The following is a 13790-nucleotide window of genomic DNA, read 5'->3' as shown; positions in this document are numbered from 1 at the left end:
TTAAAAAGGAATTGTTCCATGAGCCGCAATATAGCCAATTGCAAAATCAATCCTGCTGTTTCTCTCCCTTCCTATGATCGTAATAGGTTGATTACCCGTATTGTTCATCTGGGGTGTGGTGCTTTTCACCGGGCACATCAGGCGGTTTTTACTCATCATATGTTGGAAAAAACGGACAGTGACTGGGGTATTTGTGAAGTTAGTTTGTTCTCCGGTCATAGGTTGATTCAGCAACTTAACGATCAGGATTGCTTGTGTACTATTGCGGAGAAAGGAGCAGAAAAAACTGAGCTGAAAGTTATCGGTTCTATGATTGATGCTTTACACCCTGAGTTTGTGGGTCAGCAAGGTATTCTGGAAACCATAGCGCAACCGCAGGTTGCGATTGTCTCTCTGACAATTACCGAAAAAGGGTATTGTATCGATGCAGTCAACGGAAAACTTGATGTAAATAATGCACTAATTCAATGGGATTTAGCTAACCCAACCGCACCAACATCCGCTATTGGCTATATTGTTGAAGCGCTTCGCTTACGTTATGAACGTGGTTTATCGCCGTTGTCGGTGATGTCCTGTGATAACGTCAAAGAAAATGGCAATGTTGCTCGTGAAGCGGTGGTGGGTTTTGCCCGTTTACGCGATGAAAAACTGGCGCAATGGATTGAACTGAATGTGACTTTCCCATGCACAATGGTTGACCGTATTGTTCCTGCTGCTACATCAGAATCGTTGGGAGAGATTGCTGAACAGTTAGGTGTATATGATCCCTGTGCAATCACCTGTGAACCTTTCTGTCAGTGGGTGATTGAGGATAACTTTGCTAATGGCCGTCCAAACTGGGATGTTGCCGGTGCCCAATTCGTTAAAGATGTGATGCCTTTTGAAACCATGAAATTACGGATGTTAAATGGTAGCCACTCATTTTTGGCCTATCTGGGCTATTTGGCAGGATATGCGCATATTGCTGACACAATGGCTAATGCCGATTACAGGCAGGCTGTTTTGGATCTAATGCTGAAAGAGCAAGCACCAACTCTGACGATGCCGGTAGGAACAGATCTTTCCCAATATGCCCATCTGCTGATTGAGCGTTTCAGTAATCCTAGTCTTAAACACCAGACTTGGCAGATAGCGATGGATGGTAGCCAGAAATTACCACAGCGTATGTTTGATTCTGTGGCTTATCATTTGGCAAATGGCAGCGATTACCGTTACTTGGCATTGGGTATCGCCGGATGGATGTGCTATGTCAGCGGTCAAGATGAACAAGGCAAATTGATTGATGTGCGCGATCCAATGGTTGACCAATTTAAATCTATTTACCAGAAGTATGGGTTATCTGTTGATGTGGTACCTGCATTGTTGGCTGTTTTTGGCAATCCATTGCTAGCCAATCCGCATTTTGTGCGGGTAGTTACTGAAGCTTACCAGCGATTACTAGATTACGGCGCTCGTCGGGCTGTGGCGGCACTCTGAATGGGGCGACAGGAAAGCGATATGAAAAATTTTATGTGTGAAGATTTTCTGCTAAACAATGAAACTGCCCGTCAGCTATATCATGAATACGCCGTAGATATGCCGATTTACGATTATCACTGTCATCTCAATCCGCGCGAAATTGCTGAAAACCGCCTGTTTGATAATCTTGGTCAGATTTGGCTGGAAGGGGATCACTATAAATGGCGGGCAATGCGTTCTGTGGGTATTGATGAATCACTCATTACCGGCAAGCAAACCGGTGATAATGAAAAATATCAAGCATGGGCAAAAACGGTACCGTTGACATTAGGAAATCCGCTTTATCATTGGACTCATCTGGAATTACGTCGTCCATTTGGCATTACCGGGAAATTATTTGGACCGCAAACTGCTGATGAAATTTGGCATCAATGCAATGAAAAGTTGGCAACTCCAGAATTTTCAGCACGTGGCATTATGCAGCAAATGAATGTGCGTATGGTTGGAACCACGGATGATCCGGTGGATTCTCTGGAATATCACCGCCAAATCGCGACAGACGAGGATTTTGATATCGAAGTATTACCGAGTTGGCGTCCCGACCGGGTATTTAAAATCGAGTTGGAGGGTTTTATTGAATATATTCAACAGCTTGAAGCTGTGGCTGATGTGTCTATCTCTTCTTTTGCTGACGTACTGAGTGCGTTGGGGCGTCGTCTTGAACATTTTGCTGCTCATGGTTGCCGAGCTGCTGATCACGGCATAGAAAATTTACGCTATGCCCCCATCCCTGATGAAGCGGTATTAAATAGCATCCTGCAAAAACGATTTGCAGGGGGCACTCTCTCTGAGCTTGAAATTGCGCAGTACACCACTGCGGTGCTGGTGTGGCTTGGTCGGCAATATGCTGCCCGCGGCTGGGTGATGCAGTTGCATATCGGTGCTATTCGTAACAACAATACTCGTATGTTCCGTCTACTTGGGGCGGATAGTGGCTTTGATTCCATTGGTGATAACAATATCGCCCGGTCGTTATCTCGCTTGCTGGATAGTATGGATGTGACGGATGAGCTGCCGAAAACGATTCTTTACTGTCTGAATCCACGAGATAACGAAGTGATTGCAACGATGGCCGGTAACTTTCAAGGTGGTGGTATCGCTGGTAAAGTGCAATTTGGTTCAGGCTGGTGGTTCAATGATCAGAAAGATGGCATGTTGCGCCAGCTTGAGCAACTTTCCCAACTTGGGCTGTTGAGTCGATTTGTTGGTATGTTGACCGATTCTCGTAGCTTTCTTTCATACACACGGCATGAATATTTTCGTCGTATTCTTTGCAATTTGTTGGGGAAATGGGTCGAAAATGGCGAAGTTCCCAACGATAGAACGATGTTAGGTCGAATGGTCGAGGATATTTGTTTTAACAACGCTCGCCGTTATTTTGCTTTGCCGGGAGAAAATTCATGAAGCAAATTGCACTCCTTGGTGAGTGTATGATTGAGCTTAATGGCGTGCCTTTCGGTACCTTGCACCAGACTTTTGGCGGTGATGTATTGAACAGTGCGGTTTATTTAGCACGAGCAAGCCAGCAAAAGATTGCGGTCAATTTTGTTACTGCGTTGGGAATGGATTCACTCAGTGAAGGAATGATCAAACGTTGGCAAGACGAGGGTATTCATACACATCTGGTTTTGCGTGATCCGGCTCATCAACCGGGATTGTATTTGATTCAACTTGATGAACAGGGAGAGCGTACCTTTCTGTACTGGCGTAACGATTCTGCCGCTCGTTATATGGTGCGCCACCCAGATTTCACTTCTATTTCTCAAGCATTGCAACAGATGGATGTCGTTTATCTCAGTGGCATCAGTCTGGCTATTTTGCCTGCCGATGATCGTGAAAAATTACTGAACTTGCTGGCTGAACTGGCTGAGCAAGGAAAAACCATTGTCTTTGACAGTAATTACCGCTCAGCATTATGGGAAAGTATAGCGGAAACCCAAGTGTGTTATCAGAAATTACTCTCTTGTACTTCACTGGCATTGGTAACGGATGACGATGAGGAGAATCTATGGGGTGATAAATCGGTTAAAGCAACCATGACTCGCCTTAAACGGGCAGGGGTGAAAGAAGCAGTTATTAAAGCCGGTGAAGTCGGTTGCTATTATCAGAATTTGGGGCGGGGTACTCCGCTTGAACTGATCCCAACGGAACCGGTCGCCAAAGTGATTGATACTACGGCGGCGGGAGATGCCTTTAATGCCGGATTTTTGGCTGGCTATCTGATGGATTGCCCGATACAACAAGCGGCAATCATGGGGCATCGTCTTGCCGGTATCGTCATTCAGCATAAAGGGGCGATTATTCCCAGCAGCGTTACTAAAACGATGACTGACAGCTTCTTTTCAGAGCAGGAGAAAAACTGATGAAACAAATCATTGTGCAGTTACGCCAGTTAAAAATTGTACCTGTGATTGAGGTTGACCGGGCAGAAGATATTATTTCGTTGGGTAAAGCATTAGCTGACAATGGGTTGCCTGTAGCGGAAATTACTTTCCGTTCTGCGGCAGCGGAGGAGGCTATTCGTCTGCTGAGAAAGGCTCAGCCGAATATGCTGATTGGTGCAGGTACGGTGCTGAATCGTGGGCAGGTGATGGCAGCGAAACAAGCAGGGGCGACTTTTATCGTTTCCCCGGGTTTTAATCCAAATACCGTTAAAGCCTGTCAGGAACTGAATATTCCGATTATTCCAGGTGTAAATAACCCAAGTGCGATTGAAGGTGCAATGGAATTGGGACTGAAACTGTTGAAATTCTTCCCGGCGGAGCCTTCAGGTGGTTTGCCAATGATTAAAGCGATATTGTCACCTTATACTGAACTTCAAATTATGCCTACTGGGGGAATAGGGCCGAAGAATATCTGTGATTACCTTGCTGTGCCGCGCATTGTGGCGTGCGGTGGTTCATGGATGGTTAGTAAAGTGCTGGTGGACAGCCAAAACTGGCAGGAAATTGGCCGTTTGACTCGCGAAGCGGTGGATTTGGTGAATGGAATTAATAATAGGACGGATTAATTATCAGCGGACCTTGAGTTAACAACGCTGCACTTCCAAGAAGTTGCTTTGGCCTTTTTCCGTCTTGAACATAAGGGATTTTAGGTTTTATCGGGTGAAAAACATAATAAATCCTATACATTGCCGGGTGTGTCGTTACCAAACCCTGAAGAACTTTTCTCTGTTGGAGCAATAAATAATATTAACAATAAATCGGACTTACCTCATAAGGAATCTAGCTTGCCTCATTCATATTCAGGTATTCAAATCCACCGAGATGAGTTAGGGCGTCTTGCTCCTTCGTCATTTAGCCTACCATTTATTGATGACTTAAAGTACATAACATCCGATTTAAGAGAAAAATTGCGAGAAATTGCTAAACCAGCTTGTGAAAATCGTCGATTAGAGCTAGAACAAATGCAATCGATTATTATGAAACTTTGTGAGTCTCACTATATTCGTATTGATGTGTTAAGCATACTACTTAATCGTTCTGCAAAGAATCTCAGACAGCGCCATATAAAACCACTGCTTAATAAGCAGAACCTAATGATGGCATTTCCACAAACACCGAATCATCCCAATCAAGGATATACTGTCAAAGCTTTATTACAGAAGGATTGATATTTTTTATGGTAGAACAATAGAGAAGTATTTAATTTATGTAGAAGTATATTCATGAAGTATTTTATTTTCGTAAGAAGATGAGGGATATAGGTTATAAGAAGGAACTGGAAAATTTTCTTCTTTTTTTGCAGTTATTCTATTAGTCATTCAATCCTTATCGAATAGAAAATAAAATAGATTTATGATAAGGTTTTGCTTTTTTATTTATTATAAAGAATAAACTTTAGATTAGCGATGTTTGATAGTTATAATATGTCATAATCTTAGCACCAATTTATTGATAATAGGCCAATTTTGGCCCAGTATTATATAAGATAAAAAATAAATAAAGCAAATTGAGGTTCATGGCTCTATATTTCACAACGAGTCGTTATTTGAATAAAATCAACAGATTCACCGATCTTTATTTCAATATTTACCCCTTTGACTTCATTGATATTTTTTATATGAGTGCCACCACATGGAATAGTGACTACTGTGGAGTCAATAGTCGATTTCCATAATCTGGTATCACTGATCTCTTTTGATTTATATTCGACAGTGATTTCTACTCCTTGGGTCAGCCAATTATTGAGCGTACTATTCACTTCTCTATTAATTTTATCCAGATTTTCAATTAATATATTTTTATCGAACCCTTTCTTTTTAAGTGATTTACCAAAGCGATAAATATCCACCGATTTAAGTTCTGTGATCGAAGATTGGTAAATTGCGGCTTTATCTAAATTATAATTTCCTAAATCGTCGGTGTCGTATACTTTAGACCATATATGATTAGTTGCTTTATTCAAAGCAAGAGACATAAAGTGAGCCATCGAGTGTGCGGCGCTTACCCTATATCTTGTCTTATCGTTGATAGATAAAGTTACCGTTTTCCCTATGAGATCTCTTTCTGAAATTCCCTGTAAATCAGGTAAGTAATGTGCTGGCATAATTTTAGCTGGCGACGTTGCTTGTTTCGTTATTTCCTGATCTATATATAAATTACCATTGATAAGACCAGCGGTATAAACTTTTGTCACGGCGAGTTCTTTATCATCTATTGAGATTATGCCATTATCATGTAGTTGGTCTGGCCACTTATAGTTCTTCGGGTAGAATGGACTATCTTGGGTTATCAAAATGGCGCCATTTTCGTATTTCATAACCCCGATAATGTTAGATTCTAACGTCAAGGTTGCCAGCATAAATGAGGCTTCGGCTGTCAATAATTCATTAATATTCATATCTATAATCATGTAATATCTCGCTAGTTATCATTTTTTAACATCTATTATCTTTTTCTATTGACATATTAGTTACATTAATGAAAATGTCTATGTCGTGATGACTATTCTATAGGTGACTAAGGAGTTCTATTATGGATTATCTATCATACAAAAAACAGTCTGATCATGTTATAGCAAAAAACATAGATAATGTAACAAGAAAATCTGCACCAATTGTATATTCAACTATGGAGGATATTTATTTAGGTTTAGTTAGATTAAGAAACTCTCAGGCTTTTTTGTATAAAGATATTTATGGTAAGCAGATATCCAATGAAGACCAGAGAATGATTGATGCAGCTATTAAGACGATTTTTAAAAAAGGAGATGTCATTTATGATATTGTGTCTACAATCATAAATACAATGTATGATTTTATTCCTGAGAGAACACAAAGAATTATATCTGAGAAATTTCATTTAATAGTAGCAACATATGGCGTTCAAACAGCAACAAAGATTAGCGTAGCTACCGCAATAACAAGTTTAATATCGATTAAGATAAATGCCGTTCCATCTGTAAAGACAAAAATAGCAACATTTTTAAATATATCAATAAACTCCCTTGCTATTTATGGGATATTTGAAAAAGCAGCTAGATCTGCACGAAAATTAAAAATAGAATCTCCGGTGACATATTTAGCCTTAAAGAAAAAGGGATTAGAAATGCTTTATTTTTTGGTTGAACCATACATGGAGAAATTAATAAATATTTATAGAAAAAATATCATGACCTTAGAAGATGAAAAATTACTTTTAGATGAAATAGAAAGACTAATTTACCTTTAACTTAACATGAGATAATTGGTGAAGAAAAATGGACTTGATTAAATCTTTTGTAATAGATCTTGCTGGAATTTTCATAACATTTGCTCTTTGTTTAGCATGGTTTGTAATTACTCCTGAAGGGTTTGGTATAATTGGAGGGATAATTATTCTTATAGCGTCGTATTTCGTTACAATAAAAGTAAAGAAAAAACTGTTGAAGTTAAAATAACTTCAACAATAAGGCATGGCATTGATTAATAACGTGTCAATACACTCTATCATCCCATATGCTATAGCCTGAAGTTCCAGCTATGTGGTGTTTCCATGTGATGCTTTTATATGCTAGAGAAATAGTTTCAAATGGTATTGTATTTGAACTGTCTATACTGTGAGGATAGTTAGCACATATATCAACAATAGAAGCATCTCTTAACTCAACGGTGTAGAACTTTTCCATAACACCAAAAGAATTAATTCTGTAAAAATCGAAAAAAGCATTTAAAACTTCATTATTAGAAATAGCTATGCCAAGTAGAGGAGATGATTTATCTATTATTTTTATGAAATCTACTGGGTGATGATCAGAATTTTGTTCTCTAGTTAGACTATGAACGAAAGATAAAACTTGAATTTCATCTTCATGCCCAATTTGATATCTATTTCCTATAGAGTCAGATGTTGAACACCCTGATGATATTAACCCTTGTTTACGGCCATTTAGTTTTAAGTAAATAGAAAAGCTCATATAAACATCCTATATCAGTCCCATAACAGTTAATAGAAGTGTCTATATTATCTCCATAATATAAAAGAATCAAAAGTATTGTTTATATAAGAATCTTAAAATGTTCATAGGTTAATTGCTCCAACATGGAGAATAGGGCAGTATTTTACACTTAATATATATAATATTTTGCTAATTTTTGTGTCAATTTTGAGTTGGAAAGACTAATATAACGTTTAAAGGAGAAATAGGACATAAGTTCAACGTAATAGAACCGCGAGAAAGTTTTTAACATTCTCGCGGTAATTGAGTTTCCTAAACTGGAAGATCAATGATTTTCTGTGAAGAAAAATCAAATCTCGCTACGTGGTTTAGCATTCTCCACCAACCATGCTGCAACGTGCTGCTTCTGCTCTTCATTCAGCCACATACCCAATTTGGTCCGGCGCCAGATTGCGTCATCCAGTTCAACAACCCACTCATTATCAACCAGATAACGAAGCTCTGCTTCATACAGTCCGTGACCGAAGGATTTACCCAGATCTGCCAGATTATTAGCACTTTGCAGAATCAGTTCGCTGTGACTGCCGTAAGTACGTGCATAACGTACAGCAACACCTTCCGGTAACCAGTTGTAGCGTTTACGTAGTAAACGGGCATAACCATCACGATCGCACCCTTCCAGATTACCCCCCGGTAATTGACCATTTTTGGTCCAGGCTTTTCCAGCATTAGGATAATATTGCATGAGCTTCTCGGTTGCGTGCTCTGCCAGCTTACGGTAAGTGGTTAACTTACCACCAAACACAGATAGTAATGGGGCTTTACCCTGCTCATCATGAATATCGAGCGTGTAGTCACGGGTGATTGCCTGAGGTGAATCAGACTCGTCATCGCACAGTGGGCGGACGCCAGAATAGGTCCAAACGATATCTTCACGGCTAAGCTGTTTCTTAAAATGAGCATTATAGACTTTCAACAGATAGTTAATCTCTTGATCGTCTATCTTCACCTCTTTTGGATCACCTGTATATTCGACATCGGTTGTACCAATAATGGAGAATTCATCCATCCACGGAATAACAAATACGATACGATGATCTTCGTTTTGCAGAATATAAGCTTGTGGCTCATCATGCACTCTTGGTACCACAATATGGCTGCCTTTGATCAGACGAATACCATAAGGTGATTTCAGTTTCAGGCTATCGTCAAAGAATTCTTTAACCCAAGGACCCGTTGCATTAACCAAACCTTTTGCGCGCCAGGTATGGGTTTTACCTGTACGCAGATCTTCGGCTTCAACCATCCAACCGTCATGTTCGCGCCATGCGCGAGTCACTTTTGTTCGAGTACGGACTTCACCGTCGTGTTTTTTCACTTCCTGGGCGTTAAGGACAACTAAACGAGCATCATCAACCCAGCAGTCAGAGTATTCAAAGCCACGGACCAATTCTGGTTTCAACACGGAATTAGCACCGAATTTCAGCCCCTTACTGCTTGGTAGGCTGACACGTTTACCTAAATTGTCATAGAGGAACAAGCCAATGCGGATCATCCATGCCGGGCGCAGGTGTGGCTGGTGCGGCAGACGGAAACGCATTGGAAAAGCGATGTGTGGTGCGAGATTCAATAGAACTTCACGTTCTGCCAGCGCTTCGCTGACCAGACGGAATTCATAATGTTCCAGATAGCGCAGGCCACCGTGGATCAGTTTTGAACTGGCGGATGAAGTGGCTTTGGCTAAGTCTTGTGCCTCCAGCAGCAGAACGGAGAGCCCCCGGCCAGCGGCATCAGCCGCAATACCTGCGCCGTTGATCCCGCCGCCGATAACAATCAAGTCTTTAGTTTCCATGCATCCCCCTAAATGTTCGAAACAGTTCTTTAATGTTCGTTTTCGCTCACAATTGTAGTCATAAATTTATTAATAGCCAACTACTAACTGAGAAAAAACATGTTTGCGTGATATGGGTGGCAAATATTGTCGTACCTATATAATTGACATGGTATTAATTAGGAGATTATAGAGATGGAATTGTAAGAATATATTGGGGATAGCTTTATCCCCAATATATACCCTTCATCCTTCAAGTTGCTGCTTTGTTGGCTGCTTTCACTCACCCCAGTCACATAGTTATCTATGCTCCTGGGGATTCGTTCTCTTGCCGCCGCGCTGTAACTCGAAATTTATTGGGTATAGAGAAAAATGGTTAGCAAAGTTCGAGTTGAACGTTATGTTGCTCAATCACTTTCTGGATGCTTGCAGGAGGGGTTTGATCGGTAAATAAGCAATCAATAAGGTTCATATTGCCCAAATTAACCATGGCATTGCGGCCAAATTTAGAATGGTCAGTCACCAGCATAACACAGCGGGAATTTTCGATAATTGCGCGTTTGATGCGTACTTCATGGTAATCAAACTCCAGTAGTGAGCCATCCATATCAATACCACTAATGCCCAGAATGCCGTAATCAAGCCGAAACTGGGAGATAAAATCCAGCGTGGCTTCGCCGATAATCCCACCGTCACGAGTGCGAACCTCACCCCCCGCAAGGATTAAGCGAAAGTCTTCTTTTGCCATCAACAGGGTCGCGACGTTGAGGTTGTTGGTTACAATCCGTAGATCTTTATGATTTAACAGTGCGTGAGCGACGGCTTCTGGTGTCGTGCCGATGTCAATAAACAGTGTTGCGCCATCTGGGATCTGGCTGGCAACCCGTTGGGCAATACGCGCTTTCTCTTCTGACCACATGATTTTGCGGTCATGGTAAGCGGTATTAACTGAACTTGATGGCAATGCTGCACCGCCGTGATGCCGCTGTATTTTATTTTTATCTGCCAAATCATTCAGGTCACGGCGAATAGTCTGGGGGCTGACATTAAAGTGTTCAACCAACTCTTCAGTACTGACATAGCCCTGAAGACGTACCAGCTCAACTATTGCATCATGCCGTTGAGTTTGCTTCACGATAGTCCCCTAATTCTTAAAAATGCCGGTTATTATTTTTAAATGTATGGCGGTTATCCCACAGTGCCATCAGTAAGCCGATAGTTAAACCAGAGAAATGGGCTGCGTTGGCAATAGAGAGTCCAAACGTATCGAAGTAGCCAACAATCAGCCAGAGGATCGAAAAAGCCATCAAACCACGAGGAACGCCAATGCCGTGTTCGGGGGCTCGTTCACCGGTTAACCAAACATAACCAATTAAGGCGTAAACAACACCGGAAAGACCACCAAAATTAGAGCCGCTGAATAGTGATTGCCCCCAGCCACTAAAAACGGCGGAGACAATAGTAATAACAAACAGTTTTCCTGTACCGAGACGCTTTTCTGTTTGCCCGCCAAGGTACCACCACCACATCAGATTGAATATGATATGTAGTAGTGAGAAATGCAGCAAACCGTGAGTAACCCAACGCCACAGCTCCATATGTTGGCTGTTGTCAGGCCAGGCCAGCCAATACATCACCTGATAATCCCCGGCGAACTGCATCCAGAGATAAACGGCGATATTCAGGATTAGAACGGTGATCGTTAACGGGCCAGCCTGACGGCTCAAATAATGCCAGTTTAGATTATTCTGGTATTTTAATGAGTGGCTGATTTTGCCAGATTGCCAACTGGCGGCCTGATAACGTTCGTTCAGTGGATCACGGGTAAATTTCTCCAGCTCTTGCTGAACCAGTGCGAGTTTAGTGTCATCTTCTAGCCACAGTTCTACATGGCGTTCATCGTGACCCGGATGCATAGTCAGGTATACCTGATGGGTTGCCATATAATCGATAAAGCTTTGCGCCAGGCGCGGATTTGAAATAGTGATTACGCGGATCATGAGATGTTTGTTATGCCGGATTACGTAAGGAGTCAACAGCGTGAGGATAGTTTTTCAGCCAGGCTTCAAAGCCGCCATTAATGCTGTAAACGGCTTCGAAACCCAGGTTCAGTAAGTATTGCGCAGCACTTTGGCTGCTGTGGCCGTGGTAACACATAACCATCACAGGTTGTTCGAAATTGGCCTGTAGCATAAATTCATTCAATGTTTCATTGGTTAAATGAAAAGCCCCACATACATGACCGGCTTGGAAACTCTGTGGATCGCGGATATCTACCATAATAGCGGATTTATCCTGCCAGTGTTGATAAGCTTGCTCGGGGCTGATTGTTTGAAAATGTTCCATATATTTTGAATTGCTCTTAGAATTTAGCGGCTATACCAATGGTTATTATTGTAATGATGTTTTCCCGACGGTTATCCGAGCGGGAAAATCAATTATTAGTAATAAGAATGTTCACCGCGCTGATGTTCGGTTAAGTCTTTTACCCCTTTCAGTTCAGGGAACATGTTCAATAACTCTTTTTCAATCCCTTCTTTCAGGGTGACATCGACCATTGAACAGCCATTACAACCACCACCGAACTGAAGGATAGCGAAACCTTCATCAGTGATTTCCATCAGGCTAACACGACCACCGTGACCTGCTAATTGTGGGTTAATTTGTGACTGCAAAACATATTCCACACGCTCGACAAGCGGAGCATCATCAGAAACCTTACGCATTTTGGCGTTGGGGGCTTTTAGTGTTAGCTGGGAGCCTAGCTGATCAGTGACAAAATCAATTTCTGCTTCTTCAAGGAACGGTGCACTCAGTTCATCAACGTAAGCTGACAGTTTTTCAAACTTCAGTTCTGTATCTGTTGCTTCAACGGCATCCGGTGGGCAGTAAGACACACCACATTCAGCGGTGGGCGTACCTGGATTGATGACAAATACGCGGATTTGTGTACCGGGTTCTTGGTTTGCCAGTAATTTGGCAAAATGAGCTTGCGCTGCTTCAGTAATATTAATCATGTCATTTGCTCAATAGTTGACTGCTATAGTTGGTTATGATACGCCCATTCTCATATTGACTACAAGGTTCGACAAATCGCCCAGACCTGTACTGAACGGGCGCCAGCACGAATTAACAAACGGGAAATTTCAGTTATCGTCGCACCAGTGGTAATAACGTCATCAAGTATGGCGACATGTTGTCCTGCAACTGGGCCACAAAGCTGAAATGCTTTCCTGAGATTGGTTCTGCGCTGTGCTGCTGATAAATTTCTTTGTGGTAGTGTAGCACGCGTGCGTTGCAGAATGCTTTGCTGATAGTCGCATTGTAGCCATTCTGATAATTGCTTTGCCATTAATTCGCCTTGATCAAATCCCCGTTTCCAGCGTCTGTGCCGATGCAGTGGCACACTGAGCAGAATATTGGGTTTAAACCATCGCCCATCACGATAGCCCTGTTGCCAATGCAGCAGAAACAGACGCGCCAAAACTGACGCAAGCTGTGGAGTACTGTGATATTTATAACGGCGAATAAGGCGGCTCAATGGAGGGCGATAATCGGTGATCGCTATCATATTTTCCCATAGAGGCGGTTTCTTGATGCAGCGCCCACAAGGTAATGAAGTTAATTCTGAGGGCAGGGCGCAGCATGGGCACATGTTTATCAAACGTTTCAGCCGCTTGTTGCAAAAACTGCATATTCCATGATGTGGAAACCAAAGGGGTTGATGGCATAGCCAACAGTACCCAACCATTGTTAGCATAGGCTTCTTCCTTGATGGCAAATAAAGTTGAGAATAACAATGGCTGATCTGTTTTGGCAGACTTCTGATGGAGATTCGCGTGATCTTGTGCTGCTGCACGGATGGGGGCTGAATGCGGAAGTCTGGCGTTCCATTGAAATGCGATGCGCTCCGCATTTTCGGTTGCATCACCAAAAACGGTAATCGATACTCTCGATATATTCTGGTCCATGGTGCCAGAGTAGTCATGCAACGAAGAGCTTTACGAAATGATGCTATGGGTGACCGGCTGCAATCTTTGATTAAGCGGATTTCAGGTAAACA

The 13790-nt window shown here is 42.0% G+C and carries 14 protein-coding genes and 1 pseudogene; 7 read left to right on the top strand and 8 right to left on the bottom strand.

Annotated features, from left to right (window positions below):
* Nucleotides 1-18 precede the first annotated feature (18 nt).
* From BDD30_RS21155 to BDD30_RS21135, 5 genes are all read left to right on the top strand, one after another.
* Nucleotides 19-1476: a fructuronate reductase gene (locus BDD30_RS21155; protein ID WP_012776319.1), complete on the top strand. Its 1458-nt coding sequence runs from the start codon at nt 19-21 to the stop codon at nt 1474-1476.
* A 21-nt stretch (nt 1477-1497) separates the two neighbouring features.
* A complete protein-coding gene (gene uxaC, locus BDD30_RS21150; RefSeq protein WP_012776320.1) occupies nt 1498-2922 on the top strand; it encodes a glucuronate isomerase in 1425 nt (474 codons plus the stop codon).
* Nucleotides 2919-3881 carry a sugar kinase gene (locus tag BDD30_RS21145; protein WP_012776321.1) on the top strand — a complete coding sequence of 321 codons (963 nt, stop codon included), beginning with the start codon at nt 2919-2921 and terminating at the stop codon, nt 3879-3881. Before uxaC ends, BDD30_RS21145 begins: the two co-directional genes overlap by 4 nt.
* Nucleotides 3881-4528: a bifunctional 4-hydroxy-2-oxoglutarate aldolase/2-dehydro-3-deoxy-phosphogluconate aldolase gene (locus BDD30_RS21140; RefSeq protein WP_012776322.1), complete on the top strand. Its 648-nt coding sequence runs from the start codon at nt 3881-3883 to the stop codon at nt 4526-4528. Before BDD30_RS21145 ends, BDD30_RS21140 begins: the two co-directional genes overlap by 1 nt.
* 129 nt (nt 4529-4657) lie before the next feature.
* Complete coding sequence (locus tag BDD30_RS21135; protein ID WP_147408146.1) at nt 4658-5131, top strand: hypothetical protein; 474 nt, start codon at nt 4658-4660, stop codon at nt 5129-5131.
* Nucleotides 5132-5484: 353 nt separating this feature from the next.
* Here the strand turns inward: BDD30_RS21135 and BDD30_RS21130 are convergent, their stop codons facing one another.
* Nucleotides 5485-6360, bottom strand: a complete 876-nt coding sequence (locus BDD30_RS21130; RefSeq protein WP_231849161.1) for an alanyl-tRNA editing protein — start codon at nt 6358-6360, stop codon at nt 5485-5487.
* A 134-nt stretch (nt 6361-6494) separates the two neighbouring features.
* Here BDD30_RS21130 and BDD30_RS21125 point away from each other — a divergent pair, with 134 nt between their 5' ends.
* Nucleotides 6495-7190 carry a hypothetical protein gene (locus BDD30_RS21125; protein WP_012776325.1) on the top strand — a complete coding sequence of 232 codons (696 nt, stop codon included), beginning with the start codon at nt 6495-6497 and terminating at the stop codon, nt 7188-7190.
* A gap of 244 nt (nt 7191-7434) precedes the next feature.
* Here the strand turns inward: BDD30_RS21125 and BDD30_RS21115 are convergent, their stop codons facing one another.
* From BDD30_RS21115 to gntX, 7 genes are all read right to left on the bottom strand, one after another.
* Nucleotides 7435-7914, bottom strand: coding sequence for an Hcp family type VI secretion system effector (locus BDD30_RS21115; protein WP_012776326.1), 480 nt, complete (start codon nt 7912-7914; stop codon nt 7435-7437).
* A 331-nt stretch (nt 7915-8245) separates the two neighbouring features.
* Nucleotides 8246-9748 carry a glycerol-3-phosphate dehydrogenase gene (gene glpD / locus BDD30_RS21110; RefSeq protein WP_012776327.1) on the bottom strand — a complete coding sequence of 501 codons (1503 nt, stop codon included), beginning with the start codon at nt 9746-9748 and terminating at the stop codon, nt 8246-8248.
* A 355-nt stretch (nt 9749-10103) separates the two neighbouring features.
* Nucleotides 10104-10862, bottom strand: a complete 759-nt coding sequence (locus BDD30_RS21105; RefSeq protein WP_012776328.1) for a DeoR/GlpR family transcriptional regulator — start codon at nt 10860-10862, stop codon at nt 10104-10106.
* Nucleotides 10863-10878: 16 nt separating this feature from the next.
* Nucleotides 10879-11727: a rhomboid family intramembrane serine protease GlpG gene (gene glpG, locus BDD30_RS21100; protein WP_041381451.1), complete on the bottom strand. Its 849-nt coding sequence runs from the start codon at nt 11725-11727 to the stop codon at nt 10879-10881.
* A 10-nt stretch (nt 11728-11737) separates the two neighbouring features.
* On the bottom strand, nt 11738-12073 hold the full coding sequence (glpE, locus tag BDD30_RS21095; protein ID WP_012776330.1) for a thiosulfate sulfurtransferase GlpE: 336 nt from the start codon (nt 12071-12073) through the stop codon (nt 11738-11740).
* Between the two features lie 95 nt (nt 12074-12168).
* Nucleotides 12169-12744 carry a Fe-S biogenesis protein NfuA gene (nfuA, locus tag BDD30_RS21090; protein WP_012776331.1) on the bottom strand — a complete coding sequence of 192 codons (576 nt, stop codon included), beginning with the start codon at nt 12742-12744 and terminating at the stop codon, nt 12169-12171.
* A gap of 59 nt (nt 12745-12803) precedes the next feature.
* Nucleotides 12804-13487: a DNA utilization protein GntX gene (gene gntX, locus BDD30_RS21085; RefSeq protein ID WP_041381452.1), complete on the bottom strand. Its 684-nt coding sequence runs from the start codon at nt 13485-13487 to the stop codon at nt 12804-12806.
* Nucleotides 13488-13526: 39 nt separating this feature from the next.
* On the opposite strand from gntX, the pseudogene BDD30_RS24460 reads away from it, so the two are divergent.
* A pseudogene (locus BDD30_RS24460) lies at nt 13527-13655 on the top strand (pimeloyl-ACP methyl ester esterase BioH); the annotation flags it as partial.
* Nucleotides 13656-13790 lie beyond the last annotated feature (135 nt).

Origin of the sequence: Photorhabdus asymbiotica, assembly GCF_003634575.1 — a bacterium.
GTDB classification, from domain to species: domain Bacteria; phylum Pseudomonadota; class Gammaproteobacteria; order Enterobacterales; family Enterobacteriaceae; genus Photorhabdus; species Photorhabdus asymbiotica.
Note: the sequence above shows the minus strand (reverse complement) of the source record. Positions and strands in the feature narration are given on the sequence as shown.

Bases quoted from the DNA above. Each gene is read 5' to 3' on its own strand.
- BDD30_RS21130 (WP_231849161.1), bottom strand. From the start codon at position 6,360: ATGAATATTAATGAATTATTGACAGCCGAAGCCTCATTTATGCTGGCA.
- BDD30_RS21140 (WP_012776322.1), top strand. From the start codon at position 3,881: ATGAAACAAATCATTGTGCAGTTACGCCAGTTAAAAATTGTACCTGTG.
- gntX (WP_041381452.1), bottom strand. From the start codon at position 13,487: ATGCTAACAATGGTTGGGTACTGTTGGCTATGCCATCAACCCCTTTGG.
- glpG (WP_041381451.1), bottom strand. From the start codon at position 11,727: ATGATCCGCGTAATCACTATTTCAAATCCGCGCCTGGCGCAAAGCTTT.
- BDD30_RS21125 (WP_012776325.1), top strand. From the start codon at position 6,495: ATGGATTATCTATCATACAAAAAACAGTCTGATCATGTTATAGCAAAA.
- nfuA (WP_012776331.1), bottom strand. From the start codon at position 12,744: ATGATTAATATTACTGAAGCAGCGCAAGCTCATTTTGCCAAATTACTG.
- BDD30_RS21115 (WP_012776326.1), bottom strand. From the start codon at position 7,914: ATGAGCTTTTCTATTTACTTAAAACTAAATGGCCGTAAACAAGGGTTA.
- glpE (WP_012776330.1), bottom strand. From the start codon at position 12,073: ATGGAACATTTTCAAACAATCAGCCCCGAGCAAGCTTATCAACACTGG.
- glpD (WP_012776327.1), bottom strand. From the start codon at position 9,748: ATGGAAACTAAAGACTTGATTGTTATCGGCGGCGGGATCAACGGCGCA.
- BDD30_RS21155 (WP_012776319.1), top strand. From the start codon at position 19: ATGAGCCGCAATATAGCCAATTGCAAAATCAATCCTGCTGTTTCTCTC.
- BDD30_RS21145 (WP_012776321.1), top strand. From the start codon at position 2,919: ATGAAGCAAATTGCACTCCTTGGTGAGTGTATGATTGAGCTTAATGGC.
- uxaC (WP_012776320.1), top strand. From the start codon at position 1,498: ATGAAAAATTTTATGTGTGAAGATTTTCTGCTAAACAATGAAACTGCC.